The following is a 23,600-nucleotide window of genomic DNA, read 5'->3' on the forward strand; positions in this document are numbered from 1 at the left end:
CCGCACCCCCCCCCCCCCCGGCCGAGTCGATGCGCACCGCGCCGCCCGCCGCCGCGCCCTCTGCTCGCCGCGGCAGACCACCGTCAGCCGGATCCCTGTCTGTCGTGCTCATGTCGAACCTCCTGGCCGAGCGCACCGGAGTGGGGCGACTCGATCAGTCAAGACCCGGGCATCCGTCGCTGTCGCGGGCTTGACGACCCGACAGCGCACCCAAGCCGTCAACCCCCTGCGCCCTCTCCCGCCCACCCGCTTGCATGGGCTGACCGACAACAAGAGAGGGAGAGTCATGACTCCGGAGTCCCCCGAGCAGACACCGCCCGGCACCGAGGCCGAGCTGACGCCGAAGGCCGACCACGGCGAGACGAGTTACACCGGCAACGGTCGTCTCCGCGGGAAGGTCGCCCTCGTCACGGGCGCCGACAGCGGCATCGGCAAAGCCGTCGCGATCGCGTTCGCGCGCGAGGGCGCCGACATCGCGATCTCGTACCTCGACGAGCACGACGACGCCGAGGACACCGCGACCTGGGTCCGGGAGGCGGGCCGCGAGGCGCTGCTGCTCCCCGGCGACCTGCAGGACCCGGCGCACTGCCGCTCCGTCGTCGCCGAGACCGTCGAGCGCTTCGGCCACCTCGAGGTGCTCGTCAGCAACGCCGCCTTCCAGATGAGCCGCGAGGGCGTCACCGACATCCCGGACGAGGAGTGGGACCGCACGCTCGCGACCAACATCAGTGCCTACTTCCACCTCGTGAAGTCGGCGCTCCCGCACCTGAAGGAGGGCGCCTCGATCATTGCGACGAGCTCGGTGCAGTCCGACCAGCCGTCATACCAGCTGCTGCCGTACGCCGCCACGAAATCGGCCATCCTCAGCCTCACCGCCTCGTTCGCGCAGGCACTCGGAGAGAAGGGCATCCGCGCCAATTCCGTCGCACCGGGACCGATCTGGACGCCGCTCATCCCCTCGACGATGCCGCAGGAGGCGGTCGCCGAGTTCGGCGAGCAGGTCCCGCTAGGCCGCCCCGGCCAGCCGGCCGAGGTCGCTCCCGCGTACGTCCTCCTCGCCTCCGACGAGGCGAGCTACATCAGCGGGTCGACGATCGCCGTCACCGGCGGTAAGCCGATCCTCTGACCCCCCTCCGGCAGGGCAGCACTCGCCCGCAGGATTCCGCGATAGGTTTTTGCAGGTGAGCGTCCATATACGCAGCATCGAGACGGCGGTGCCGGGCACGGTCCTGCACCAGCCGGAGGCCCGCGATCTCTTCGCGTCCCAACCCGCAATGACCCGCCTCGGGTCCCGCCTGATCGGCGCGGCCTTCGGCGCGTCCGGGATCGACACCCGCAGCACGGTGGTCGACGAACTCGACCGGGTCCCACGGGAGGGCGAGAGCGTCTTCTACGACACCGCGTCGAACCGGGTGCTCAACCCAGGGACGGCAGCGCGCAACGCCGTCTACACCGAGCGCGCCCCCGATCTCTTCACGGAGGCGGCCCGCCGCGCCCTCGACGCCGCATCAATGAGCGCCGAGGACGTCACGCATGTGGTCACCGTCTCGTGCACCGGCTTCTACGCTCCCGGGCCGGACTACCAGCTCGTGCGCCGCCTAGACCTCGCTGCGTCGACACAGCGCTTCCACCTCGGCTTCATGGGCTGCTACGGCGCCTTTCCCGGACTCCGCGCCGCTCGTCAGTTCTGCGAGGCCGATCCGGAGGCGGTGGTCCTCGTCGTCGCGGTGGAGCTGTGCAGCATCCACCTCACCAGCTCGAACGACCCGGAGCAGATCGTCGCGACCTCCGTCTTCGCCGACGGTGCAGCAGCGGCCGTCGTCACCGCCCGCGAGGCCGCACCGGGTACCGCGGTGCTCGAGCTCGACGCGCTCGCCACGACGCTCACCGACGAGGGCGAGACCGAGATGGCGTGGACGATCGGTGACCACGGCTTCACGATGCGGCTGAGCACGTACGTGCCCTCGATCATCGGCGCGAACATCGAGGCGGCTGTCGCCCCGCTGCTCGCGGACGCCGGGGTCGAGCGCAGCGGCGTGCAGCGCTGGGCCATCCACCCCGGCGGGCGCAGCATCCTCGACAAGGTGCAGTCCTCACTCGCGCTGAGCGACGAGCAGCTGGCGCCGTCGCGGGAGGTGCTGCGCACCAACGGCAACATGTCGAGCGCGACGGTCCTCTTCATCCTGCGGCGCCTGCTGCACGGCGAGGCTGTCGACGGCGAGCGGATCGGCGCGATGGCGTTCGGCCCCGGCCTCACCGTCGAGCTCGCGCTGCTGACCAAGCGGGGTGGGGAGTGACTCCGCGCGCGCCTCTCGCACCAAGCCTGCGCCAGCGCGAGGTCTGGGAGCAGGAGCTGATGGACGACCCGAACTGCGACCGGGCCCTCCTCGACGCGACCTACGCCCGCTTCGGCACAGTGAACCGGCTTGTCTCGGGCTGGCGGAACCTCTACCGCTCGCGGGTGCGCCCGCTGCTGCGCCACGATGCGCCGTTCCGCCTGCTCGACATCGGCTCCGGAGGCGGCGACGTCGCCCGCTCCCTGGCGGCGTGGGCCCGCGACGACGACCTGCGCCTGACGATCACCGCCGTCGATCCGGACGAGCGCGCCTGCGCCTTCGCCACCTCGACCCCCGCCCCGCCCGGCGTTGAGTTCCGCCGTGCGAGTAGCGCCGACCTGGTCGCCGAGGGCGAGCACTTCGACCTGGTGACCTCCAACCAGGTGCTCCACCACCTCTCCCGGGAGGCGCTCGCCGCGCTCCTCGCCGACAGCGAGCGGCTGGCTCCGCGGGCTCTGCACAACGACATCGAACGCTCGCGGCTGGCCTACACGGCCTACCTGCTGGCGACGCGGCCGATCGCGGCGGGCTCCTTCCTCCACTACGACGGCTCACTCTCGGTGCGCCGCAGCTTCACCGCCGCTGAACTGCGGGCAGTCGCGCCCGAAGGGTGGCGGGTCGAGCGCGCGGCTCCCCACCGATTGCTGCTTGCGCGGGCTGGAGTGTGAGCGCAGTGGGTCCCCGCTGGCTGCGCGCGGCGGCCGTGAGTTACTGCGCCAACTGCGCCCTCGGCACCGCGGTCGCCGCTGGAGCGCTCCGCACGGGTCGTTGGCACTGGATTCACCACGCGCTCTACCTCTGCACGTCAACGCTGACGGCCTTCGCCTGGGCGACGCTGCACAGATCGGATCCAGCTGCCGCGGCCGCACTGGCGCCGGCGGCCGTACCGCTGGCGGTGATCCCCTTCGCGGGGACGCACGGACGCCGGCACCCGGTGATCGCGCTGGCCGCGGCTCCGTTTATCGTCGCCGCGCTGCTGCGGGTGCGGCGGCGGGCTCGCGCGCGGCGATGCGGTGTGTTGGGGCGGCTCGGGAGCGGTGCAACGGCCCGGCGCTGACGGACTCGGCGGGGCGCCGACCGACCGGTCGCAGCACAACGTCGGCTGAGACGCCTCCTCATCCACCATCGTGGATGACACCCACTCACAGCCGACGTTGTGTCGGACTCCGCCGCCCCTAGCGCGGAGATTCGCGATCGGCGCGCCAGGAGCGCAGCGCCTGCCAGCCGGCGATCGCGAGGATGAGGGCGCCGCAGAGCATCGTGAGCAGGTTCGGCACCGAGAAGCCGGTAGTCGCGACCGAGTTGATGCCCGCGCCGAGCACGAACACACCGCCGAGAAGGTAGAAGATGACCCTCGTCTTCACCGTTCCACCACTTTCTTCGAGCCTGCACAGGACCCTCGATGCTACCGCCTGCGCCCGGGACGAGCGCGGACGCGATGGCCACCGTCGAAGCGCCAGCAGCGCCTCCTCGCCTTTTCCGGTCTACGCCCATATTTGTGAAGGAGCAACCTCGCAATCAGGGGATGAGGGTGCCGCGCGATGGCTGCCGCTCCCTCGCACTCGGCGGATCGGGGCAGGATCGAGGCATGGAGTTCCTCGATGTCGTCCGGCGCCGGAAGACCACCAATGGCGCGTTCCTACCCGATCCCGTCTCCGAGGAGCACCAGCGGCTCCTGATGGAGGTGGCCGGACGGGCCCCCTCGCAGCTGAACAGCCAGCCGTGGCGGTTCGTGCTCGTCGAGGAGCGCGAGACCATCGACCGGATCGCGGCGATCAGCGGCGAGAGCATGACCACCGCGATGTCCAACGGCACGTTCTTCGAGCGCTACAAGCCCTACTTCCGCTTCAGCAGCGAAGAGATGGAGCAGCGGCGCGACGGAATGCTGTTCGACAAACTGCCCGCGCCGCTGCGCCCCTTCACCAAGCAGGTCTTCACCAAGCGCGGCCAGTTCCTGATGAACTCCCTCCGCGTCCCACAGACCCTCGGCGAGGAGAACCGCCGGCTCGTCGCGGGTTCGCCGCTGCTGCTCGGGGTGATGCTCGACCGCTCCGAGTACCGGCCGGGCGAGCTCTCCTCCTTCTACTCGGTGTTCAGCATGGGCGCCGCGCTGGAGAACGTCTGGCTGAGCACGGTCGAGCTGGGGATGGGGATCCAGTTCGTCTCGTTCCCGATGGAGGTGCCGGGGGCGTGGGCGCGGATCGAGTCGCTGCTCGCCGTACCTGACGAGCTGGAGCTGATGGCGGTGTACCGGCTGGGCTACCTGCCTCCGGAGCAGCGGCGGCCGGCGATCGACTGGTCCTCGCACCAGCGGAAGCTGGCGTCGCAGTACGTGTTCCGCGGCACCTGCGCAACGCCGCAGGAGGGGTGGGACGCACCGACCGGGCGGTGACGGGCATCCGGAGTGACGGGGCCGGCCCGGCGAGGCGCCGAGGGCTCACCGCGGCGTCGGCTCGCAGAACGGCGTCCGGCTCGCGGAATCGCCCCGATCCGGGGTGCCCGAGGCGCTTCCGCGAACCGACAATCCGGAACGGAGCATCGACGCGGCCGATGCACCTCGGCTAAAGTGGCGCGCAGTGCCCTCGAATGGGAGGTCTCCCCTCCGCAGGAGGGTCAATGGGGGTGCGGCGTGTCTCCCGCCCGATTCCGCCCAGCGGGGAGTCGAGCGGATACCGTCGCCGAGGAGCCGGTCGCCAGGGGCGGCCCGATGAACGAAGGGGGCCCGTGGCCACGCTCATCTACGGACCGCAGAACCTCGAGATCGAATTCGAGGAGCGCGTCCTCGCGCACCTGAAGGTCGCCGTCCTGTCAAAGCTGCGCCGCAACGAAGCGTTCTCGCTCTCGTGGCTGGAGGACGCCTCGACCGGCCACGGCCGCAGCTCGGTCTGGCTGCACCCGTCGGTGCCGCTGCACTTCCGCTTCGCCGAGGCGCACCAGCCCAAGCTCAACCGCGCGTGGATAGAGCAGATGCTCGGCCTCGCCAGCATGCACGGCGAGCTCTCCGTCCTGCCGGAGCCCGAGGAGCAGCGCCAGGGCTCCTGAGTTCCGTTGCCTCGCGGTCGCACGGTCGTCAACCTCGTCCCCTCTGCCGGGGGTGCGAAGTACGGTCAAGAAGACGTCCCCGGAATCATCGGGGGACGTCGACGGACGGAGACGACCATGACGAGCACCGCGCGAGCGACGGGTCTGCCCACCCTCACGCCGGTGCGGCCGCCTCGCAAGGAGCAGCCGATCGAGCCGCGCCGCGAGCCCGACTCCGCGTCCGGCGACTCCCGGCCCGTCATCGGCTGCCGGATCGACGTCAGCGGCCGGTCCTTCGTGGTCGAGCTCGACATGGCCGGCATTTTCCTACGTCAAGTGCGCCGGAGCCTGCGAGAGGGCGAGGGTGGGCTCGTGCTGCTGCGCCACGTCGAGGGGATCGAGATGATCCCGTTCTCGCGGGTCACCCCCTTTGACGTCTCGGACATCGTTTGCCCCGCCGGCGTCGAGCCCGCCGATGCGCGCGCTGCTCTGGGGCTGCGTCGCCGCTGACGATCCTCGGGGGTGGCGTGGATCGACGGCCGGGAGGCGCGTGGGGAGGTCGCTGGCTAGCCTGGTGCGATGAGCAGACCTCACCCCTCCGTCATCGCCCTTGAGGCCAGGCTGCGTCGCACCCGTATCCTCCTCGTCGCCGTCATCGCCGTGGCCCTCTTCCTCGGAGTCGTCGCGCTCGGTCAGGCGGGCTCCGCGTCGAGTCCGCTTGCCGCCCCCTCCCCCGCCGCAGCCGCCGCGCAGCGGCCGAGCATCGAGCGACGCGACGCCGCGGATCCGGCTGCGATCGGCGCCCTCGACGCTCCCGTCGTCCTCACCGAGTGGACCGACCTGCGCTGCCCCTTCTGCGCGCAGTTCGGCCGCGAGACGCTGCCGACGCTGGTGCACGAGTACGTCGACACCGGCAAGGTCCGGATCGAGTTCCGCGACGTCGCGTTCTTCGGCGAGCAGTCCGACCAAGCCTCGGTCGCCGCGCGTGCCGCGGGACGGCAGGGCCTGTTCGCCGCCTACCTCGACACTGTGTTCCGCGCTGCGCCGGAGTCGGGCCACCCGGACCTGCCGCGCGAGAAACTGCTCGACTTCGCGCGCGACGCGCAGGTCCCCGATCTCGCCCGGTTCGAGGCCGACCTCGACGACCCCGCGCTCCTCGCCGCGGTGAAGCAGGACACGGTGGACGCACAGCGACTCGGCGCGACCAGCGTCCCCTTCTTTGCTGCCTCCGGCACCGCCGTCTCGGGCGCGCAGCCGATCGAGCGCTTCCGCACCTTCCTCGACGCCGCTCTCGCCGGCGCCTGACCGGTGGGCCTCGGACTCCTCGGCGCCTTCGCCGGCGGGCTGCTCACCCTGCTCAGCCCGTGCTCGGTGATGGTGCTGCCGGCGTTCTTCTCCTACGCCTTCGCGGCTCCCTCGACGGTACTGGGAAGGACCGCGGTGTTCTACCTCGGGCTGATCACCACGCTCGTACCGCTCGGCGTGCTCGCGGGGACGGTCGGGGCGTTCGTCGCAGAGCACCGGGAGGTCGTGGTCACTATCGCGGCGCTCGTGGTCATTGCTCTCGGCCTGCTGATGCTCAGCGGCCTCCCGCTGCCCTTCCTCTCGCATCACGTCGCGGGCGGAACATCGGTGGCGAGCGTCTACACGCTCGGCACCGTCTACGGGCTCGCGGGGGTGTGCGCCGGCCCGGTGCTCGGCACGGTACTGACGTTCTCCGCGGTGAGCGGCAACGCGCTGGCGGGCGGAGTCGCACTGCTGGTCTTCGCGGCCGGAATGGCGTTCCCGCTGCTCGTGCTGAGCCTGCTCTGGGCGCGCCTTCCGGCGGTTCGGGTCCTGGTGCGGCCCCGCGAGATCCGGCTCGGGCGCTGGCGGAGCACGCTCTCAGCGCTCATCGGTGGAGCGGTCACGGTGGCGCTCGGGGTGCTGCTACTCATCACGCACGGCACGGCGAGCCTCGGCGGCGGTCTGGGCGCCTCCGCTGCCGTCGAGCTGGAGGGTCGGACCCTCGACGCGGCGAGCACCGTCCCCGACGTGGTGGTGCTGGCCGTGGTGGTCGCCGCGGCGGCTGTCGCGCTCGTGCTGGTGCGCAGGCGCGCCCCCCGATGAGCGGGGATCAGGCGGGGAGCGACGCCTCGATCAGCTCGACGATCCGCGGATCATCCGGCTCCACCGTCGGGCGGAATCGATGGACGGTGCCGTCGGCGGTGATCAGGAACTTCTCGAAGTTCCACTTCACCCGGCCGGCCTTGCCGTTCTCGTCCTCGGTCTTGGTGAGTTCCGCATAGAGCGGGTGCGCCGAGCGGCCGTTGACGCGGACCTTCTCGAACATCGGGAAGGTGACTCCCCAGGTCGTCGAGCAGTACTCCTTGATCTTGTCCTCGTCGCTGAGTTCCTGCAGGAATTGGTTACTCGGGAAGCCGAGGACCGTGAATCCGCGCTCCCCGTAGCTCTTCTGCAGGGCTTCGAGCTTCTCGTACTGCGGAGCGAGGCCGCAGCGGGAGGCGACGTTCACGATCAGCCGCACGGGCGGGTAGTCGGCGAGCGTCGACGTGCTGCCGTCGATCGTGGTGAGGGGGATATCGGCGATCGTGTCGGACACGGGAACTCCTTTGGACGTGATGGTTCGACGGTACTCCCCGCCGCCGAGGGAACCCCGACCGGTCGAGGGAGCCCGCTGCTGCGGGTTCCCTCGACGGTCAGGGGTTCCCTCGGCGGACGACGGCTGCGGGGGGGGGCGGGGGCGGGTGACCGCAAGCGCTGGGTGGACGGAGTGGGCACCGCCGTGCAGCCGGGCGAGGTCTTTTTCGAGAAGAACCTCCCCTCCTCCGCCCCCTACTGGCTGAGCCGGACCCGGCTCGCGCGACGTCGAGTACCCGCTGGTCGACGACATCGCCGGGCTCACCTGGCTGGCGCAACAGGCCGCGCTCGAGCTGCACGTCCCGCAGTGGCGGGTGGGCTCCGACGGCGAGTGCCGCCCGCCCGACCGCCTCGTGCTGGACCTGGACCCCGGCGAGGGCGCGGGCCTGGGCGAGTGCGCCGAGTCGCATTCCTCGCCCGTGACCTGTTGGCGGGGATGGGCCTCTCGCCGCTGCCGGTGACCAGCGGGAGCAAGGGGATCCACCTCTACTGCCCGCTCGACGCCTCCACCTCCAGCGACCAGATCGCGGCGGTCGCGCACGAGCTGGCGAGAGCACTCGAATCGGACCACCGCGACCTCGTGGTCTCGGACCTGAAGAAGACCCTGCGCGAGGGCAAGGTCCTCGTCGACTGGAGCCAGAACAGCGCTGCGAAAACGACCATCGCGCCCTACTCCCTCCGCGGGCGCCTCCGTCCTGCCGCCGCCGCGCCCCGCACCTGGGAGGAGCTGGGCGCTGAGGGCCTGCGCCACCTCGCGCCCGACGAGGTGGTGGAGCGCCTGCGGAGCGACGGCGACCTCCTCCGGCGACACCTTCGTCATCCAGGAGCACCACGCGCGGCGCCTGCACGACGACGTCCAGCGACGGCCTCCTGGTCAGCTGGGCTGTGCCGAAGGGTCCGCCGCTGGAGGGCGATGCGAACCGGCTCGCGGTGCAGACCGAGGACCATCCGCTTGAGTACGCGACCTTCGAGGGCACCATCCCGGCGGGCGAGTACGGCGGCGAGGAGGTGCGCCTCTGGGATGAGGGCAGCTATGCCCTAGAGAAGTGGCGCGAGGGAAGAAGGTGGTCGCGGTGCTGACCGGCCGCCCCGACGGCGGTCTGGGCGGCGAGCCCCGCCGCTACGCGCTGCTGCACACCGGGTCGACAGCGGGCGCCGAGAAGAACTGGCTGCTGCACCTGATGGCGCCGGGCACTGTCCACAGCCGAGGGACGCAGCGACGGGGCCGGCCGGGCGCGCCCGCCGCGTCACCCGCGCCCCGCCCCGCACCCTCCGCCGACCGCCCGGGCGAGGCCGCGCCTCCGCGCCGCCACCGCCCCATGCTCGCCACCGCCGGACGCAGGAACGACGTGGATCCCGAGGCCGCGATCGAGATGAAGTGGGACGGCTACCGCGCCCTCGTGCGGGTGCAGGGCGACACGGCGACCCTGACCAGCCGCAACGGCAACGACCTCGCTGCCGCATTCCCGGATCTGCTCGGACCGCTCGCCGAGGCCGCCGGCGACGCCGTGCTCGACGGCGAGATCGTCGCCCTCGACTCCCGCGAGCGCCCCGACTTCAGTGCCCTGCAGACCCGCGGCGGCCTGCGACATCGCGCGAGATCGAGGCGGCCGCCAGGGACACTCCGGTGCACCTGATGGTGTTCGACGGCGACCTGGAGGAGGCGATGGCCACCAGCCGCACTCTGAGCCTGGAGGGCGTGGTCGCCAAGCGCCGCGACGCGCACCACCAGGAGGGCATTCGTTCGCCCGATTAGATCACGCTCACCCGCCACCGGCTACAGGAGGTCGTGATCGTGGGGTGGCGCGAGGGCGGCCTGCGGGGCTCGGTCGGCGCGCTGCTCACCGCGATCCCCGGCGACGACGGCCTCGCCTACTCCGGCCGAGTCGGCACCGGCCTCAGCGATCGCGAGCGCCGCGGCCTCCTCGACCGACTAGCCGAGCACGCGACCGACGAGCCCGCCGTCTCCGACTGAGATGCCCGGGAACGCAGCCCGCGCCGTCGATCCGCTGGGTTCCCCGCGCCTCAGTCGAGCCGCACCCCGCGCAGCAGGAGGAGGGTCGCGCCAACCGCGGCGCCGGTGCCGATGAGCACGCCGCCTGCTCCGGCCGCGGCGGCGAGGGCGCCAAGGAGGCTGGGCAGGGCGATCAGGCCGAGTCGGTTGCCGGCGAGGCGCAGCGCGAGGGCGCGACCGTGGCGGTCGGTCGGGGTGCGCTCGATCAGCCACGACATGGTGATGGGCTGACCGATCCCGAGGCCCAGGCCGAGCGCGGCGACCGCGACGAAGAGGAGGGCGGTCGGCGCGGGGAGCGCGACCAGCACCAGGCAGAGGGCCGAGATCAGGATGCCGCCGACCATCACGCGAGTGCGTCCGAGCCGCGCAGTGGCGGCGCCGAGGAGCAGGCGCGAGGCCATCGAGGCGAGCGCCCGCACGGTGAGCAGCGCGCCGACGACACCGGCCGGCAGCCCGCGCTCGGCGCCGAGGGCCGGGAGGTAGACGACGGTCAGGTCGACGGCGGCGACGACGGTGGCGCTGGTCAGTAGCGCCCGCGCGAGGCCCGGGACCCGCAGGAGCCCGAGCGTCGATCCGGGAGACGCTTCCTCCGCCGCGCGGCCCCGCGAGGTCGGGCTGCGGATCCCCGCGGTGACGGCGAGCAGTAGCACCGCGAGCACCCCGCCGACGAGGAACAGCGGCGCCGGATCGGGACGCACCGATCCGCCCGCGAACACCGGGATGAAGGTGGGCCCGATCGCCTGCCCGAGCGACGCGGCGAACGCGTAGTAGCCGAAGCGGCTGTCGAGCCGCGTCCCTCCGCTGCCGCCCGCAACGACTGTCTGCTGCCCGACCACGCAGCCCAAATGCCCCGCCCCGAGGAGCGCGATGCCGATGAGCAGCCCCGCGACGCTCCCTCCGGCGAGCAGCAGAACGGCCACAGCGCCCACCGCGACGAGCGACCCGACGACCATCACCGCGCGCGCCCCGACCCGGTCGACCAGACCGCCCGTCGGCAGCGCGATCAGCAGCGGGACCAGGGCGAAGGAAGCGCCGAGAGCACCGAGCGCCCAGGCCGGCACGTCGAGCTGGATCGCCTGATACACGGCGGCGGGCCGGAGCAGGAACGCGACGGCTTGAATAAGCACGGCATGCGCGAGTAGCGCTGGAGTCGCCAGGCTTCGCACGCGCATTCCTCCCCGCGCCGCTCACCCGAGCATTCGCTCGCCTATCCTCCTTCCCCCGCCGCTGAATCGCCCGAGAAGGCGCGTTCTCTCCCCCGAGAACGAGCCTTCTCGGGCACCTCAACGCGACAGGGAGGGGGGCGGGAGGAGGAGGGCGGGAGAGGGGTGCGCTGGGGGACGAGCAGCTCGAGGAGGGCTTCGACTCCGTCGACGGGGCGCGGCTCGGCATGGTGGTTGGGGCCACAGGGCTTGTAGACGAGCGGATCGAGGTTGAGGACGTGCCCGACGGGTCGGCCTTTCTCCCAGACCGTGAGCAGGAAGGCGCCGTCGCGCTCATCGGGGGCGCCGATCTCGAAAACCCGGCCGCGCACGGTCGCGCACTGCGGCTCCTTGCGCGCGAGGCGCACCCAAAAGGGATGGTTTCCGGCCATTGCGCCCGTCCTCCCCGGCCGACCCGTGGCGACCCGTCACTGATGATGTCGGCGCTGATGGTGTCGGCGCCGACCCGCAGGGTCTACGGTACGTCTGCCCGCCCGAGGCCGATGAGGGGTTCACTGCGCAGCTCCGCCGTGCTAGTGCCACGTCGGTCATCCCTCAGGACAGCACTCAGTGCTCGTGGAGGTCGTCGTAGCCGGCGGTGAGCTCGCCGTCTCCGGGCTGCACCGGGTGCTCGCCCGTGAGGGCGTGGATCCGCTGGCGCACTCGCGCCACCTCCCGCGCGTTGTCCGGCTCCGGCAGGTCGGAGGGTGTCGTCTCGACGACGAGGGCGGCTGCGGCGTTCACGAGGAAGGTGGCGTCCACGCTCGCTCCGTCCGCACCGATGCCGCTGTACTCCACGGAGTCGGCCTTACCCTTCGCGGCGAGGGCGACGGCGTACTCGACGAGCGCGTCAGCCGCCTCGTCGCCCACCAGGATCGTCTTGTCAGCGAAGAGGATGTGCTTCATGCCGTCCATGCTCGCCAGCGCTCGCCGGGCGGAGGGAGGAGGTTGACACGGACATGCCGGTGGCGAAGGGTCGGGTCGGATCGAGAAGGGGAGAACGGTCTCCGAGTTGTCGGATCAGCCCTGGTGCGGAACAGTGGAGCAACGGCGGGTGCCTGCCGGCCGTAATAGGGGCTGGAGACGCCGATGGGGAAGCTGTACTACGACGGAACGGTCGAGATAGATTTCGAGGATCGAGTGCTCGCGCACCTGCAAATCGTTATCACCGCGAAGCTGCGCCGCAACGAGTCGTTCCTGCTCAGCTGGCGCGACGACCACAGTATGGGCGATGGCCGCAGCGCGATCTGGTTGCACCCCTCGCATGCCCTCCGCTACAAGTACTTCGGCGGACGCATGCCCAGGATCAATCCCGCCTGGATCGCCGCGCTCACCGACCTGGCGAATTCGGCCGGCGGCCTCTATGTCATCTCCGAGCCCGCCGAACCCGTACGTCCCCCAATTAAGGGGGAGCAACTATGAAGCGCATCGACCTGATCTACAACGGAACCGCCTACACGGTCGCCAACCGCAGCCTCGCCGAGTTCCGCACGGAGGTCGACACCGCCCTCGCCGCTCCGACCCCGCAGTGGATCACCGTCAACTACGGCGAAGGCCGGGTGAATTCGGCGCTGATCCTGGTCACGCCGTACACCGCGCTGACGATCATCACGAACGATGTCGACGACGCCACCACCGAGACCGGCTAGCAACCGAACTCCGAGAGGTCAACCACATCGAACTGCCGATCTGCTCCCCGTACCGTTGGCCAGGACGCCGTCACTACCGAGCGCGGATCCCGTCACGACGACTCTCGATCGACACCGCCCTCGCCTCGGCGCACGAATACGGCCGCGCAGCCCATCCAGGAGCCGTGATGACAGATCCCACCCTCGCCGTCCTCAATGATCTGATCGCCGCCCTCGCCCACCCCGGAGCCATCGACCCAGGTCTCAGCCGCTCCGTCGTCGCGCGGGCCGTCGCGCTCCGGCTCCAACCCGCGCGCACCGCGTACCGCCCGCGCCCGTCGAGCCGCTTCACCGGTCGCCTGGTGAGCCCCGGCGAAGCCGCGAGACGAGCCCTCGCCCGGCGCCGCGTCGTCGTCAGGGCGGGCCTGACGACTCGCCTTGAGCAGAACCGGCGGCTAAAATGGGGTCAGTGACCAACTCCGGCGCTCTCTGCGCACCGTATATGAGCGGGTACCCGATCGACGGCGTCGCCATCTCGACCCTCGGCCGCCCGTTCGGCGGCGAGACTGTTGCGGCGAGCGATAGCACCGCGAGTCGGCTCGACGAGATCCAGATTGATCTCGGCGAAGGCCCGTGCTGGGAGGCGATCCGCGCGGCCGGCCCCATCTCCGTGCCGAACACCAGCACGGAGGAGCGTTGGCCGTTGTTCACCGAGGCCGTCGGCTCCACCACGGCGCGCGCAGTCTTCGCCTTCCCGCTGTCGATCGCCGGTCTTTCCATTGGCGCGGTCGATCTCTACTGCCGCCGCCCCGCATCCCTCAGCGACTCTCTACTGGGCGAGATCAACGCTTCGACCACGGCCACGGCGCTCCTGGTGCTGGCCGCCGTGTTGCGCGACAACGAGGTCGAAGAGAGTACGAATCCGAGATCGCGCCGAGTGGTGCACCAGGCAACCGGCATGATCATCGCGCGTTACGGCAGCACGGCCGACGAGGCGCTACTCCTGCTGCGCGCGCACGCTTTCGCCCAGCAACGTCCCGTCCTCGAGATTGCGACGGACATCGTGTCCCGGCATGACGGGTTCCCCGACCGCCCCTCGACCGCCCAGGACGACACATGGTGACGAAATCCCGCGAGCGCAGCGTCATCAGGACCTTCGTCGCTCTCTCCGACACGCTGGTCGACGACTACGACATCGTCGACTTCACCCAGACTCTGGTCGAGAACAGCGCGACGCTTTTCGACGCGGTCTCCGCGGGACTCGTCCTCGCCGACTCCTCCGGCTCCCTTGAGGTGCTCGCCTCTACCGACGAGGACGCGCGGCTGATCGAGTTGCTTCAGCTCGACAGCGGGTCGGGCCCGTGCATCGAATGTTTCGAGACCGGCCGGCCGGTGACCGTGGCCGACGTCCGCAGTGTCGGAGCGGAGTGGGCCGAGTTCCGTGAGCGGGCGATCGAGCTGAATGTGCTCGCGGCGCACTGCGTTCCGATGCGCTCGGCCGGCACGACGATCGGTTCGCTGAACCTCCTCCAGTCCGGGCCGGGCCGCCTCGATCCGGACGACATCGCGGTCATCCAGGCTTTCGCCGACGTGGCGACGATCGGGATCCTGCATCAGCGCGCCCTTCAGCAGAGCACGGTCACGCAGGAGCAACTCCAGCGGGCTCTCGACAGCCGGGTGCTGATCGAGCAGGCCAAAGGGGTCCTCGCCTACGCGCATCACACCACGGTCGAGCAGGCTTTCGAGGTGCTGCGAGTCCGCTCCCGGGCCACGTCGACTCCGATCACGACGCTCGCGCAGGAAATCATTCGCGACTACCGGCGCTGAGCCTCCGACGTCGGAGTGACGGGCGGGTGACGCGCTGGCCGGGGCTTGACGTTTACCGGGGCTCAGTACTCGTTCTCGAGTTCCCACGTCGCGCGGGGGTCGATGTCCGAGGTGGGCACGGGGCCGGCGGGGCCGTCGAGTTCGCCGAGGCGACCGAGGATGTCCTCGCTCGACTCCGCAGCCCTGCCCCCGCTGCCCGCGACGACGAGGGGGATGCCGAGTCCGACGGTGAGAGTCACGACGGAGGAGGGAGTGGCGTCGTCCGCCACGCTCACCGTGCCCATCCGGCACTGCTGCGCAAGGGCGAGGGAGTAGCGGATGACGGCGTCGGCGGTCGCGTCGTCGAGAGACAGGGAGCCACCGGTGTGAAAGAGAGTCTTCATGATCAGGTCCTCGCGTGGGCGGGCGGATGTACGTGGTTCCGTCACCGGGGGCCAGGATGCGGTGGCTTCACGCTATGCCCTGAGCGTCCTCCCGTGCAGGTCTTGCCGCGAACGTGCCTCGGCCGCATGGTTCGCCTCCTCGAATCGGGACGTTCCCGCCAAAGCTCTGAACCGGCCCGAATGTTAGCGTGAACAGAACTGTCGGCCCCTGGCCCGACGCATCCCTCCCCCACAAGGTCTCGACGATGAGACGACGCTCCCCGGAGCCCCTGCCACCGCACCTCGGCACCGCGCGCGATCCCTCCTCCCCCCTCCTCCCCCCCCCCCCCGCGAGATGCCACTTGTGCGCGCGACACGCCGGAGGCGGCGCGCACAAGTGGCATCTCGCGGGGAGGGGTCAGGCGGGGGGAGCGAGCAGGTCGGCGTGGTGGACGGCGGCCACGTTCGGGTGGGCGCGGAGACGGTAGCGCAGCGCGTTCTCTCCGTAGGTCTCGAGGATCGGCGCGTTGGTCGGGTCGACCGAGAGACCGGACTTGAGTTCCTCCGGCAGCGGGAGCGAGGGCATCGTCGCCGAGAGCGCGGGGTTGAAGAAGAACGGGATCGAGATCCGGTCCGTCCCGATCAGCGGCGAGATCACCCGGTGCAGCGTCGCCTTGAGGTAGCCGCCCGTGGCGAGCTCCAGCATCTCGCCGATGTTGACGACGAACGCTCCCTCTAGCGCGGGCGCCTCAATCCATGAGCCGTCGTGCTCGACCTGCAGGCCGCCCTTGCCGGGCTCGACCAGCAGCAGCGTCAAGACGCCGCCGTCCCGGTGCGCGCCGACACCCTGCTTCGGCTCCGGGTCGGAAGTGCCGGGGTAGCGCACGACCTTCACCAGCGGGAAGGGACGCTCGGCGAACGCCTCATCGAACACGTCCTCCGGGGCGTCAAGGGCGAGCGCCCAGGTACGCAGCAGCCGCATCGCGACCGCGGCCAGCTCGGCATGCCAGCGCTCGAAGACCTCGCGGAACTCCGGCAGCGCCTCGGGCCAGAGGTTGGGGCCCTCGAGGCGCTCGTAGTCGGCAACACCCGGTCCGCGCTCGACAGCCGGGCGGTCGACGCCGATGTCGACCTGCTCGCGGTAGTCCACATCGCCGTTGGTCAGCTCGGCGCCGAATCGGGTGTAGCCGCGGAACTGCGGGCTGAGGGTGTTCTCGATCGCGAGCTTCTCCTCCTCCGGCAGGTCGAAAAAGCGACGGGAGACGGTCACAACATCGTCGAGAAGGTCCTGGGGCACACCGTGGCCGACGAGGAAGAAGAAGCCCACGTCGTGTGTGGTCTCCCGGAGGTCACGGCGGAAGGCGGCGGCCTCCGCCTCCCCCCGGTCGAGGCGGGACAGGTCAAGGATCGGCAAGGAATCGGTCATGTCCTGAGCCTGGCAAACGAACCGGCGCAGAAGTCGATTGTTACGACAACCAAATTGGCGGGCCCCGTCACTGCGCGGAGGAACGTCTTCCGCGCAGTGACGGGGCCCGCCGTGAGCACCGAGTGTTACGGCGTGGGCATACCGCCATTGACGTGCAGCGTCTCGCCGACGACGTAGCTCGACTCCGCGGAAGCGAGGAATACGTACGCGGGAGCGAGTTCTGCCGGCTGGCCCCAGCGTCCGAGCGGCGTCTGCGAGCCGACCTCGGGCAGCGTGTCCGACGGCTGGCCACCCGCGGTCTGCAACGGCGTCCAGATCGGGCCGGGGGCGACCACGTTCACGCGAATGCCCTTCGGCGCGAGCTGCTGCGCGAGCGCCTTCGAGAACGTGTTGATCGCGGCCTTCGTGCTGGCGTAGTCGACCAGCATCGGCGAGGGCTGGTAGGCCTGAATCGACGAGGTGCTGATGATCGCAGAACCGGGGGCGAGGTGCGGCACGGCCGCCTTCGTCATCCAGAACATCGCGTAGACGTTGGTCGTGAAGGTCTCGTCGAACTGCTCGTCCGAGAGCTCGAGGAGGTCCTCGACGTACTGCTGCTTCCCCGCGTTGTTCACGAGGATGTCAAGTCCGCCCAGGCCCTCGACGGCCTGTGCGACCGCGCCGACGGCGAAATCGTGGTCGGTGATGTCGCCGGGGATGGCGACGGCGGTGCGTCCGGCCTCCTCGATCAGCGCGACGACCTTCTTCGCGTCCGACTCCTCCCCTGGAAGGGAGACGATCGCGACGTCGGCGCCCTCGCGCGCGTAGGCGATGGCAACGGCCGCGCCGATGCCCGAGTCGCCTCCGGTGACGAGCGCCTTGCGCCCGGTGAGGCGGCCGGAGCCGCGGTAGGTCGACTCGCCGCGGTCGGCGGGGTCGTCCATCCTCGAGTCGAGGCCAGAGCCCTCCTGATACTGCGCCTCCGTGTCGATGTCGGCGAACATCGCGGCGGGGTCCTGGAACCTGTACTGGTCGTTGTGCGAAGTCGTGTCATTGTGCGAAGTCATGTCGTCGACGCTAGGCGCGGGCGATCGGACGCCGCGCGTGCTTGACAGCTCCGATCCCGAAGAACCCAGCGCGCCGTCAGGAGTCGCGGGATCGGCAAGAATGGTGCGGTGACCCGCGACGACTCCCTGTCCTTCGACACCACCACGCCGCTGCCCGGCTGGCAGCACGCCTACTCCGGCAAGGTCCGCGATCTTTACACCCCCGACGACGCCGACCCCGTGCTCGGCGCCGACCGCATGCTCGTGGTCGCCAGCGATCGGGTCAGCGCCTACGACGCCGTCCTCGAGCCCGGCATTCCGGGGAAGGGCGAACTGCTGACCACGCTGTCCCTCTGGTGGTTCGCGCAGCTCTCCGATGTGCCGAATCACCTCGTCCCGGGCGAGATCCCGGAGGAGGTGCGCGGCCGGGCGATGCTGGTGAAGACCCTCGACATGGTTCCGATCGAGTGCGTCGTCCGCGGCTACCTCTCGGGAAGCGGCTGGAAGGAGTACCGGGCGACCGGCTCTGTCTGCGGCGTCCCGCTCCCCGAGGGCCTGCAGGACGGCGACCCGCTCCCCGAGCCGATCTACACCCCCGCCTGGAAGGCTCCGCAGGGCGAGCACGACGAGAACATCACCTTCGAGCGCACGGTCGAGATCGTCGGCGAAGCGGTGGCGGAGGCGCTGCGCACCCTCTCGCTCGCCGTGTTCCGCGAGGCCTCCGCCATCGCCCTGGCCCGCGGCGTACTGCTGGCCGACACGAAGTTCGAGTTCGGAGTGGACCGCGAGAGCGGAGTGGTCACCCTCGGCGACGAGGTGCTGACCAGCGACTCCTCTCGCTACTGGGACGCCGACGACTACGACGCCGGGATCCGCGGGCGCTCGTTCGACAAGCAGATCGTGCGCGACTGGCTCGCCGACAACTGGGACGGCCAGGGCCTTGCGCCGACCCTTCCGTCCGAGATCGTCGAGCGAACGGCCGCGCGCTATCGCGAGCTCATCGAGCGCCTGACGCGCTGAGGCACCGAGACCTGTGGACGATCACCCCCGTCCCGTCCGGCTCGAAGCCGGCGGCCAGGATCCGGACGAGGCACGCCACAGCCTCGCCCGGCTCTACAACGGCGACGAGTGGCGCGCCGCCACCACCGACTCCGATTTCAGCTACCGCTATGCCGCCATCGGCGACGGTGGGATGACTCTGCGCACCTCGCGGATGTCCGGTCGCCTCGTCGGCGGTATCGGCGACTCCGACGATGTCGTTGTGCAGTGGATCGTCGGCGGCGCCGGGCGGCTCGATGTGGGCCGCGCCTCGATCGTGATGGCGGAGTATCGGCCCGTGCTCTTCCCGGTCGGTCGGCCGTTCGCGTTCGACTACGCCGATTTCGACCAGCGCCTGGTGCACCTCGATCGCGGAGTCGTGGACCGCATTGGCGCCGAACGGGGCCTGATCGGGTCCCTCGCCTTCGACTCCGAGCACCGCCCCGGCGACGCCGCGATCCGCCGCTGGCGCTCGGCGGTCGCCGCCTCCGCTCGCGCGCTGCGCAGCGAGCGGGTCGAGCCGCTGCTCTGGGACGAACTGACCCGCGCCACGGCCTCCGCCCTGTTGGACCTCTATCCTCCGGAGTCGGCCCCGGTCCCGCCCGAGCTGCTCGCCCCTCGCAACACGAGGGTCCGCACCGCGGTCGAGTACGTGCACGCCTCCTGCGCCGAGCCGATCGGCCCGGCCGAGATCGCGGAGGCGGCCGGCCTCAGCGTCCGCGGATTGCAGTCCGCGTTCCAGCGCGTGCTCGGGATGCGCCCGATCGCCTACCTGCGCCTGGTCCGGCTTGACCGCGCTCGGCAGGAGCTGGCGGTGAGCCCACCGCACGGGACGACGGTCGCGGCTGTCGCCCGGCGCTGGGGCTTCGGGAACGCGGGCCGCTTTAGCGCCGCCTACGCGGAGCGGTTCGGCGAGTCGCCGAGCGCCACCCTGCTGAGGTGCGAGCTCAGTCCTTGAGCTCGGGTGGTGGCTGCCCCTCGAGGATCCGGCTGAGCCCGTCGAGGAGCGTCGCGACGGTCGCCGCTTCCGCCTCGGGCACGCGGGACACCATCGCTCGGATCTGGTCGTAGGTGGGGTCGTCGGTTCCGACGATCGCCTTTCGCGCGCGTTCCGTCAGGCAGAGGATGCGGCCGCGTCCGTCGGAGGGGTCGGGGGTGCGGTCAACGTAGCCGGCGCGGACGAGGCGATCGACGAGGAGCGAGACCGCCGCCGTCGTGATCGACAGCGCTGCCGCGAGGTCGACGGCGCGCACGACCTCGTTGCGCCGTTCGCCCCCTCCGACGAGCCGCAGCGCTGCGAGGTCCGTCGCTCCAACGCCCAGGCGCCGCTCCACCCGACCGTCGTAGTCGCGCTCCGCCGTGCGCAACCGCGCCAGCAGAGCGAACAGGTCTGGTCGAGCGTCCATCGCGGTGCACCTTTCGAGCGGCAGGCGCTCCGGACGGGACCTCGCTGCATCCATCGAACCACTTTCGCGGCGGACGGAGCACCGATATCCCAAAAACGCAGTGGCGAACCAGACGGTTAGCTAACCGACTTAGCAATACCTAGAGTCGTTCGCGCGGCACACCTTTCGTGCGCCGTCGACGGCGAGGAGGCGCACACGATGGGACGACTTCTCTACGGCGCACCGGCCAGCTCGCACGCCTTCGAGGACCGTACGCTGGCCCACCTGCAGACGGTTATCACCTCCCGGTTCCGCCGCGGCGAGGGCTTCTTGCTCACGATCGAGGACGACACCGGCCCTCGATCCGAGCTGTGGCTCCACCCTGGCATCCCCCTCCGCTATGAGTACGACGACATCGTCCCGATCGAGTTGAACCCGCACTGGCTGCGCGAACTCTCGAACGCGTCGAACGGCCGCCTCGGCCTTCACCTCCTCCCCGAACCCTCGTCCACCGACGACCTTTCCGTGAAGAAGATCCCCGCATGAGCGACCACAACGGCACACTGTTTCGTCGCGGAGGGACCATCCGCTTCGTCCGCTGGATTTCATCCCGCGACGGCGGCTGGGCCCCCGAGATCGTCCAGGGACGCTACCTCGAACGCGACGACCGCGGCTGGCTGGTCGAGATCGAGGGCACCCCGACCGTCCTCGCGAAGGACGACTGGGCCGTCTACCGCTAACCTGCGTCAACCCCGGCGTACCCTGGTGGCCGGAGTCGTGGCGGAGCTTGCGGGCTGGCTCGACGGGCTCCTGCGCCGCGAGGGACGCCGGGAGCCCGCCGCACAGGATCAGCGGTAGAGCGACTCCGGCACGTCGAGGCCGTAGATCGCTCGACCGGACGACCAGATCACCGAACAGGCGGCCCGGAGGAGATCGGTCGCGTCGTCGCCTGCGTCCACGATCAGCACGGAGTCGCCCTCGAGGCGCACCTTCGCGCCGCGGACGGAGTGGGTCCCGTTCCGTGAGATGGTCGTCGCCGGATACGGCAGGTGCAACTCGCGCAGGTCGCCGAGAATGAAGATCGGGCGGAGCTTGGGCTCGGCGGCCAGCAGCTGCTTCGCCCGGTCGATCCCCGTGAGCACATGCGCGCTCGCCATCTGCGCACCGTTCGCCCCGGCGATGTCGGTGTCCAACCGGTCGCCGAGGAAAAGCGGATTCGCGGAGCCGAACCGCGCCGTCGCCGCATCGAAGATCGCGCGCTCCGGCTTGCCCGCCACGACCGGGAGCCGGCCGACCGCGGTGTGCACGGCCGAGACCAGCGTGCCGTTTCCCGGAGCGATGCCGCGCGCGACGGGAATCGTCCAGTCCGTGTTCGTCGCCACCCACGGGATACCGGTGTGCAGCGCGAACGAGGCCTCGGCCAGCTGCTCCCAGCCGACCGTAGGCGCGAAGCCCTGGATGACGGCGGCCGGCGAGTCCTCCGCGCTACGGGTCACCGTGAACCCCGCACGCTCGACCTCCGAGGTGAGGCCCTCCGCGCCGACCACGAGGATCGTCGCGCCGACCGGCACCAGGTCGGCGAGCAGGACGACCGCGGCCTGCGGCGAGGTGACGACATCCTCGGCTCGAACGCTCAGCCCGAGCTCGGAGAGGTGGCCGGCGACGGATGCGTCGGTGCGCGACGCGTTGTTGGTGATGTAACCCACCCGCAGCGACTCGGCCACGCGGTTCAGACTCTCCACCGCGAACGGGATCGCCTCGGCACCCGTATAAACGACCCCGTCGAGGTCGGCCAGCACCGAGTCGCGCCCGTCGAGCGGAGTGGGCTCAGTTCTGCTGCTGCGGAACATGCGGGTCCTCCTCGGTGGGATCGGCGGGCTGGGTGGCGGCGGCGGCGGGCGCGGACTGGGTGGTGGCGGCGGACTCGGTGGTGGCTGGCTCGGTGGCGGCGGCCGGCCCGTGCTCCTCCTCGATCACCTCGATCGTCTCGTCGCCACCGCCCTCGGCCGCGAAGACGGCCTGCGCGGCGATATCGGCGCGGCGCTGCCACTCCTCTGCCTCGTCGGACCGACCGACCTCCTCGAGCACGAGGGCGTAGGCCGCGAAGAGATCGGGGCTGAACGAGAAGGCGCGGTCCGGATCAAGCTGCGGGATCTCCAGCTCCATCAGCGCCAGCTCGGTCTGACCGAGGTCGAGACGCGCCCCGGACATAGCGATGGCCAGGGACACCTGAGCGCCCGGGCTCAGCGTGCTGCGGTCGATGGACCGTCCCAGTTCGAGTGCCTTATCAGGCCGACCGACCCCGCGCTCGGAGTCGACCATCAGCGGAACCTGCTCATCAGAGCCCGAGATGCGGCGGAAGGTCCTCAGCTCCCGGAGCGCCAGAGCGAAGTCGCCGGTTGCGTACGCCGAGATGGCCAGCGACTCGCGCACCACGGCAATGCGTCCCGCCCGCCGGGCGGCGGAAAGCACATGGCGATGGGCGAGTTCCGGGTCCTCCTCGAGGAGGCGGCCAGCCATCACCAGGTGACGGGCAACCCACTCGGCGTTGTCCTTCGAGAGCGTGCGGAGTTCATTGCGCGCGACCTTATCGAGGTCCTTCGCCTGCACGTCGTCCGGCAGGTCGGGGTCGTCGTGACGCGGCCGCACCGACTGTAGGGAGCGCCGCTCGCGCTCCTCCTCGGTGAGCTCCGGCTCCTCGCGCGGGCCGCCGCGTCCACCGCCGAATCCCTCGCGCCCGCGTCCGCGTCCCTGGCCCTGGCCCTGGCCCTGGCCCTGGCCCTGGCGATCCTCACCGCCGCGACGATCGTGCGACCAGGGGCGCGCCCCGCCATCACGCGAACCCGCTCGGAACGGAGGACGGGAGTCCCCCTCCCGACGCGGAGGCGAATCGCCGTCGCGCTGAGGCCGCGAGTCGCCAGCACCACGGTACGGAGGACGAGCATCACCCTCACGCTGCTGACGCGACCCCCCGCTACCGCCCCGGTAAGGAGGACGCGAGTCACCGTCCCGACGAGGACGCGAGTCAGCGTTCCGCTGGGGGCGCGAATCACCGCCGGGGTGGGAAGGACGGGAGTCACCCTTGCGACGCGGACGGGAGTCGCCGCCGCGCTCCGGGCTGGAGTCACCACCGCTGCGGTACGGCGGACGAGCATCACCATCGCGACGCGGACGGGAGTCGCCCGATTCCCTACGACCGTTCGACGAGCGCCCGGCTCGAGGCGGGCGCCCGTCCCGCCGTCCGGAGTCCCGGTCGTGACGGTCGGATCCTGAGTCGTCCATGCCTACCTCGCCTGTCGTGGTGATGCTCTGTGAAGTTGATCCGCCCGAAGGCGTCCCACCACCCTAACCCGGTCGCTGATCGTGCCGACAGCGGAGTATGAAGCGGCCGGTTAAACAGCGATGGCCACCCATTTCTGGGTGGCCATCGTGAATGGTGTCCGGCGGTGTCCTACTCTCCCACAGGGTCCCCCCTGCAGTACCATCGGCGCTGAGAGTCTTAGCTTCCGGGTTCGGAATGTGACCGGGCGTTTCCCTCTCGCTATGGCCGCCGTAACCCTGGCGACACACCCACCCCAAGGTGGATGGTCAAATCTGGGTTACACGCCGTGCGTGTATTCAATTGTTCCGCGCTCCTCGAAGGGCGGCGCGGGGTGCCCGTCTTCTGGGAACCACAAAGTGGACGCAAGCAATCTC

At 70.5% G+C, this 23,600-nt stretch carries 31 protein-coding genes, 1 rRNA gene and 1 pseudogene; 21 read left to right on the forward strand and 12 right to left on the reverse strand.

The genetic code is table 11. The annotated features are described in order from the left end of the window. The first annotated feature begins 286 nt into the window (after positions 1–286). Genes C1O28_RS12380 through C1O28_RS12395 form a run of 4 tightly spaced genes read left to right on the forward strand, consistent with a single transcriptional unit; the run spans position 287 to position 3,393 of the window. A complete protein-coding gene (locus C1O28_RS12380) occupies positions 287–1,126 on the forward strand; it encodes an SDR family oxidoreductase (protein ID WP_097167626.1) in 840 nt (279 codons plus the stop codon). Positions 1,127–1,181: 55 nt separating this feature from the next. Then, complete coding sequence (locus C1O28_RS12385) at positions 1,182–2,297, forward strand: type III polyketide synthase (RefSeq protein ID WP_097167627.1); 1,116 nt, start codon at positions 1,182–1,184, stop codon at positions 2,295–2,297. After that, positions 2,294–3,004: a class I SAM-dependent methyltransferase gene (locus C1O28_RS12390; protein ID WP_243392096.1), complete on the forward strand. Its 711-nt coding sequence runs from the start codon at positions 2,294–2,296 to the stop codon at positions 3,002–3,004. Before C1O28_RS12385 ends, C1O28_RS12390 begins: the two co-directional genes overlap by 4 nt. Further along, on the forward strand, positions 3,001–3,393 hold the full coding sequence (locus C1O28_RS12395; protein ID WP_181025754.1) for a hypothetical protein: 393 nt from the start codon (positions 3,001–3,003) through the stop codon (positions 3,391–3,393). Before C1O28_RS12390 ends, C1O28_RS12395 begins: the two co-directional genes overlap by 4 nt. 118 nt (positions 3,394–3,511) lie before the next feature. Here the strand turns inward: C1O28_RS12395 and C1O28_RS12400 are convergent, their stop codons facing one another. After that, on the reverse strand, positions 3,512–3,700 hold the full coding sequence (locus tag C1O28_RS12400) for a hypothetical protein (RefSeq protein ID WP_097167628.1): 189 nt from the start codon (positions 3,698–3,700) through the stop codon (positions 3,512–3,514). Positions 3,701–3,924: 224 nt separating this feature from the next. On the opposite strand from C1O28_RS12400, the gene C1O28_RS12405 reads away from it, so the two are divergent. The 5 genes from C1O28_RS12405 (at position 3,925) to C1O28_RS12425 (ending at position 7,466) form a co-directional block, all read left to right on the forward strand. Further along, entirely contained in the window at positions 3,925–4,728 is an 804-nt protein-coding gene (locus C1O28_RS12405; protein WP_097167629.1) for a nitroreductase family protein, read from the forward strand. 332 nt (positions 4,729–5,060) lie between these two features. Continuing rightward, on the forward strand, positions 5,061–5,378 hold the full coding sequence (locus tag C1O28_RS12410) for a DUF7882 family protein (RefSeq protein WP_202129717.1): 318 nt from the start codon (positions 5,061–5,063) through the stop codon (positions 5,376–5,378). A gap of 117 nt (positions 5,379–5,495) precedes the next feature. Continuing rightward, on the forward strand, positions 5,496–5,867 hold the full coding sequence (locus C1O28_RS12415; RefSeq protein WP_097167630.1) for a hypothetical protein: 372 nt from the start codon (positions 5,496–5,498) through the stop codon (positions 5,865–5,867). Between the two features lie 69 nt (positions 5,868–5,936). After that, positions 5,937–6,662 carry a DsbA family protein gene (locus tag C1O28_RS12420; RefSeq protein WP_097167631.1) on the forward strand — a complete coding sequence of 242 codons (726 nt, stop codon included), beginning with the start codon at positions 5,937–5,939 and terminating at the stop codon, positions 6,660–6,662. Positions 6,663–6,665: 3 nt separating this feature from the next. Beyond that, positions 6,666–7,466, forward strand: a complete 801-nt coding sequence (locus C1O28_RS12425) for a cytochrome c biogenesis CcdA family protein (protein ID WP_097167632.1) — start codon at positions 6,666–6,668, stop codon at positions 7,464–7,466. Positions 7,467–7,473: 7 nt separating this feature from the next. Here the strand turns inward: C1O28_RS12425 and C1O28_RS12430 are convergent, their stop codons facing one another. Next, positions 7,474–7,959, reverse strand: coding sequence for a glutathione peroxidase (locus tag C1O28_RS12430; RefSeq protein ID WP_243392097.1), 486 nt, complete (start codon positions 7,957–7,959; stop codon positions 7,474–7,476). 150 nt (positions 7,960–8,109) lie between these two features. On the opposite strand from C1O28_RS12430, the pseudogene ligD reads away from it, so the two are divergent. From ligD to C1O28_RS12450, 3 genes and pseudogenes are all read left to right on the forward strand, one after another. Continuing rightward, a pseudogene (gene ligD, locus C1O28_RS16155) lies at positions 8,110–9,580 on the forward strand (non-homologous end-joining DNA ligase LigD); the annotation flags it as partial. A gap of 44 nt (positions 9,581–9,624) precedes the next feature. After that, a complete protein-coding gene (locus C1O28_RS15870) occupies positions 9,625–9,753 on the forward strand; it encodes a hypothetical protein (RefSeq protein WP_258058694.1) in 129 nt (42 codons plus the stop codon). A 39-nt stretch (positions 9,754–9,792) separates the two neighbouring features. Further along, on the forward strand, positions 9,793–9,972 hold the full coding sequence (locus tag C1O28_RS12450) for an ATP dependent DNA ligase (protein ID WP_127821527.1): 180 nt from the start codon (positions 9,793–9,795) through the stop codon (positions 9,970–9,972). A gap of 50 nt (positions 9,973–10,022) precedes the next feature. Here C1O28_RS12450 and C1O28_RS12455 read toward each other — a convergent pair whose 3' ends face one another. The 3 genes from C1O28_RS12455 to C1O28_RS12465 all read right to left on the reverse strand — a co-directional run bounded on the left by C1O28_RS12455 (position 10,023) and on the right by C1O28_RS12465 (position 12,119). After that, complete coding sequence (locus tag C1O28_RS12455) at positions 10,023–11,183, reverse strand: MFS transporter (RefSeq protein WP_097167635.1); 1,161 nt, start codon at positions 11,181–11,183, stop codon at positions 10,023–10,025. Between the two features lie 35 nt (positions 11,184–11,218). Continuing rightward, positions 11,219–11,605 (reverse strand): hypothetical protein, encoded by a 387-nt coding sequence (locus tag C1O28_RS12460; protein ID WP_097167636.1) that lies wholly within the window; start codon positions 11,603–11,605, stop codon positions 11,219–11,221. Positions 11,606–11,780: 175 nt separating this feature from the next. Continuing rightward, positions 11,781–12,119 carry a hypothetical protein gene (locus C1O28_RS12465; RefSeq protein ID WP_104316942.1) on the reverse strand — a complete coding sequence of 113 codons (339 nt, stop codon included), beginning with the start codon at positions 12,117–12,119 and terminating at the stop codon, positions 11,781–11,783. Between the two features lie 183 nt (positions 12,120–12,302). Here C1O28_RS12465 and C1O28_RS12470 point away from each other — a divergent pair, with 183 nt between their 5' ends. The 5 genes from C1O28_RS12470 (at position 12,303) to C1O28_RS12490 (ending at position 14,668) form a co-directional block, all read left to right on the forward strand. Further along, the gene (locus tag C1O28_RS12470) at positions 12,303–12,635 is read left to right on the forward strand and encodes a DUF7882 family protein (RefSeq protein WP_097167638.1); all 333 of its coding nucleotides are present in this window, start codon (positions 12,303–12,305) and stop codon (positions 12,633–12,635) included. Continuing rightward, complete coding sequence (locus tag C1O28_RS12475; RefSeq protein ID WP_097167639.1) at positions 12,632–12,862, forward strand: hypothetical protein; 231 nt, start codon at positions 12,632–12,634, stop codon at positions 12,860–12,862. The genes C1O28_RS12470 and C1O28_RS12475 overlap by 4 nt, the downstream gene beginning before the upstream one ends. Before the next feature lie 167 nt (positions 12,863–13,029). Beyond that, complete coding sequence (locus C1O28_RS12480; protein WP_097167640.1) at positions 13,030–13,314, forward strand: hypothetical protein; 285 nt, start codon at positions 13,030–13,032, stop codon at positions 13,312–13,314. Beyond that, complete coding sequence (locus C1O28_RS12485; RefSeq protein WP_160487614.1) at positions 13,311–13,964, forward strand: GAF and ANTAR domain-containing protein; 654 nt, start codon at positions 13,311–13,313, stop codon at positions 13,962–13,964. Before C1O28_RS12480 ends, C1O28_RS12485 begins: the two co-directional genes overlap by 4 nt. After that, positions 13,958–14,668, forward strand: a complete 711-nt coding sequence (locus C1O28_RS12490) for a GAF and ANTAR domain-containing protein (protein WP_097167642.1) — start codon at positions 13,958–13,960, stop codon at positions 14,666–14,668. Before C1O28_RS12485 ends, C1O28_RS12490 begins: the two co-directional genes overlap by 7 nt. A gap of 62 nt (positions 14,669–14,730) precedes the next feature. On the opposite strand, the gene C1O28_RS12495 is transcribed toward C1O28_RS12490, so the two are convergent. The 3 genes from C1O28_RS12495 to C1O28_RS12505 form a co-directional block, all read right to left on the reverse strand. Further along, positions 14,731–15,051 (reverse strand): hypothetical protein, encoded by a 321-nt coding sequence (locus tag C1O28_RS12495; protein ID WP_097167643.1) that lies wholly within the window; start codon positions 15,049–15,051, stop codon positions 14,731–14,733. 397 nt (positions 15,052–15,448) lie between these two features. Then, positions 15,449–16,456, reverse strand: coding sequence for an isopenicillin N synthase family dioxygenase (locus C1O28_RS12500; RefSeq protein ID WP_104249322.1), 1,008 nt, complete (start codon positions 16,454–16,456; stop codon positions 15,449–15,451). A 125-nt stretch (positions 16,457–16,581) separates the two neighbouring features. Further along, the gene (locus tag C1O28_RS12505) at positions 16,582–17,502 is read right to left on the reverse strand and encodes a glucose 1-dehydrogenase (protein ID WP_097167645.1); all 921 of its coding nucleotides are present in this window, start codon (positions 17,500–17,502) and stop codon (positions 16,582–16,584) included. Positions 17,503–17,610: 108 nt separating this feature from the next. Between C1O28_RS12505 and C1O28_RS12510 the strand changes: the two genes are divergently transcribed. Next, complete coding sequence (locus C1O28_RS12510) at positions 17,611–18,501, forward strand: phosphoribosylaminoimidazolesuccinocarboxamide synthase (protein WP_243392098.1); 891 nt, start codon at positions 17,611–17,613, stop codon at positions 18,499–18,501. A 13-nt stretch (positions 18,502–18,514) separates the two neighbouring features. Beyond that, positions 18,515–19,477: an AraC family transcriptional regulator gene (locus tag C1O28_RS12515; protein ID WP_097167646.1), complete on the forward strand. Its 963-nt coding sequence runs from the start codon at positions 18,515–18,517 to the stop codon at positions 19,475–19,477. On the opposite strand, the gene C1O28_RS12520 is transcribed toward C1O28_RS12515, so the two are convergent. Then, positions 19,467–19,925: a MarR family winged helix-turn-helix transcriptional regulator gene (locus tag C1O28_RS12520; RefSeq protein ID WP_160487615.1), complete on the reverse strand. Its 459-nt coding sequence runs from the start codon at positions 19,923–19,925 to the stop codon at positions 19,467–19,469. The genes C1O28_RS12515 and C1O28_RS12520 overlap by 11 nt on opposite strands. A 198-nt stretch (positions 19,926–20,123) precedes the next feature. Here C1O28_RS12520 and C1O28_RS12525 point away from each other — a divergent pair, with 198 nt between their 5' ends. Both C1O28_RS12525 and C1O28_RS12530 read left to right on the forward strand, forming a co-directional pair. After that, the gene (locus C1O28_RS12525; protein WP_097167648.1) at positions 20,124–20,450 is read left to right on the forward strand and encodes a DUF7882 family protein; all 327 of its coding nucleotides are present in this window, start codon (positions 20,124–20,126) and stop codon (positions 20,448–20,450) included. Further along, positions 20,447–20,644, forward strand: a complete 198-nt coding sequence (locus C1O28_RS12530) for a hypothetical protein (RefSeq protein ID WP_097167649.1) — start codon at positions 20,447–20,449, stop codon at positions 20,642–20,644. Before C1O28_RS12525 ends, C1O28_RS12530 begins: the two co-directional genes overlap by 4 nt. 108 nt (positions 20,645–20,752) lie before the next feature. Here C1O28_RS12530 and C1O28_RS12535 read toward each other — a convergent pair whose 3' ends face one another. The 3 genes from C1O28_RS12535 to rrf all read right to left on the reverse strand — a co-directional run bounded on the left by C1O28_RS12535 (position 20,753) and on the right by rrf (position 23,459). Beyond that, complete coding sequence (locus C1O28_RS12535) at positions 20,753–21,754, reverse strand: HAD-IIA family hydrolase (RefSeq protein ID WP_097167650.1); 1,002 nt, start codon at positions 21,752–21,754, stop codon at positions 20,753–20,755. After that, complete coding sequence (locus tag C1O28_RS12540) at positions 21,732–22,553, reverse strand: tetratricopeptide repeat protein (protein ID WP_243392099.1); 822 nt, start codon at positions 22,551–22,553, stop codon at positions 21,732–21,734. The genes C1O28_RS12535 and C1O28_RS12540 overlap by 23 nt, the downstream gene beginning before the upstream one ends. A gap of 789 nt (positions 22,554–23,342) precedes the next feature. Continuing rightward, positions 23,343–23,459: ribosomal RNA gene (gene rrf / locus C1O28_RS12545) — 5S ribosomal RNA — on the reverse strand. Between the last annotated feature and the right edge of the window lie 141 nt (positions 23,460–23,600).

The sequence above is a fragment of the Rathayibacter rathayi genome (assembly GCF_004011095.1).
GTDB classification, from domain to species: domain Bacteria; phylum Actinomycetota; class Actinomycetes; order Actinomycetales; family Microbacteriaceae; genus Rathayibacter; species Rathayibacter rathayi.

What these genes read in the sequence shown, in the direction of transcription:
- C1O28_RS12520 (WP_160487615.1), bottom strand. Translation starts at nt 19,925, where the DNA reads ATGGACGCTCGACCAGACCTGTTCGCTCTGCTGGCGCGGTTGCGCACG.
- C1O28_RS12470 (WP_097167638.1), top strand. Translation starts at nt 12,303, where the DNA reads ATGGGGAAGCTGTACTACGACGGAACGGTCGAGATAGATTTCGAGGAT.
- C1O28_RS12480 (WP_097167640.1), top strand. Translation starts at nt 13,030, where the DNA reads ATGACAGATCCCACCCTCGCCGTCCTCAATGATCTGATCGCCGCCCTC.
- C1O28_RS12500 (WP_104249322.1), bottom strand. Translation starts at nt 16,456, where the DNA reads ATGACCGATTCCTTGCCGATCCTTGACCTGTCCCGCCTCGACCGGGGG.
- C1O28_RS12535 (WP_097167650.1), bottom strand. Translation starts at nt 21,754, where the DNA reads ATGTTCCGCAGCAGCAGAACTGAGCCCACTCCGCTCGACGGGCGCGAC.
- C1O28_RS12420 (WP_097167631.1), top strand. Translation starts at nt 5,937, where the DNA reads ATGAGCAGACCTCACCCCTCCGTCATCGCCCTTGAGGCCAGGCTGCGT.
- C1O28_RS12525 (WP_097167648.1), top strand. Translation starts at nt 20,124, where the DNA reads ATGGGACGACTTCTCTACGGCGCACCGGCCAGCTCGCACGCCTTCGAG.
- C1O28_RS12495 (WP_097167643.1), bottom strand. Translation starts at nt 15,051, where the DNA reads ATGAAGACTCTCTTTCACACCGGTGGCTCCCTGTCTCTCGACGACGCG.
- C1O28_RS12415 (WP_097167630.1), top strand. Translation starts at nt 5,496, where the DNA reads ATGACGAGCACCGCGCGAGCGACGGGTCTGCCCACCCTCACGCCGGTG.
- C1O28_RS12405 (WP_097167629.1), top strand. Translation starts at nt 3,925, where the DNA reads ATGGAGTTCCTCGATGTCGTCCGGCGCCGGAAGACCACCAATGGCGCG.
- C1O28_RS12475 (WP_097167639.1), top strand. Translation starts at nt 12,632, where the DNA reads ATGAAGCGCATCGACCTGATCTACAACGGAACCGCCTACACGGTCGCC.
- C1O28_RS12530 (WP_097167649.1), top strand. Translation starts at nt 20,447, where the DNA reads ATGAGCGACCACAACGGCACACTGTTTCGTCGCGGAGGGACCATCCGC.
- C1O28_RS12505 (WP_097167645.1), bottom strand. Translation starts at nt 17,502, where the DNA reads ATGACTTCGCACAATGACACGACTTCGCACAACGACCAGTACAGGTTC.
- C1O28_RS12380 (WP_097167626.1), top strand. Translation starts at nt 287, where the DNA reads ATGACTCCGGAGTCCCCCGAGCAGACACCGCCCGGCACCGAGGCCGAG.
- C1O28_RS12460 (WP_097167636.1), bottom strand. Translation starts at nt 11,605, where the DNA reads ATGGCCGGAAACCATCCCTTTTGGGTGCGCCTCGCGCGCAAGGAGCCG.
- C1O28_RS12490 (WP_097167642.1), top strand. Translation starts at nt 13,958, where the DNA reads ATGGTGACGAAATCCCGCGAGCGCAGCGTCATCAGGACCTTCGTCGCT.
- C1O28_RS12455 (WP_097167635.1), bottom strand. Translation starts at nt 11,183, where the DNA reads ATGCGCGTGCGAAGCCTGGCGACTCCAGCGCTACTCGCGCATGCCGTG.
- C1O28_RS12465 (WP_104316942.1), bottom strand. Translation starts at nt 12,119, where the DNA reads ATGAAGCACATCCTCTTCGCTGACAAGACGATCCTGGTGGGCGACGAG.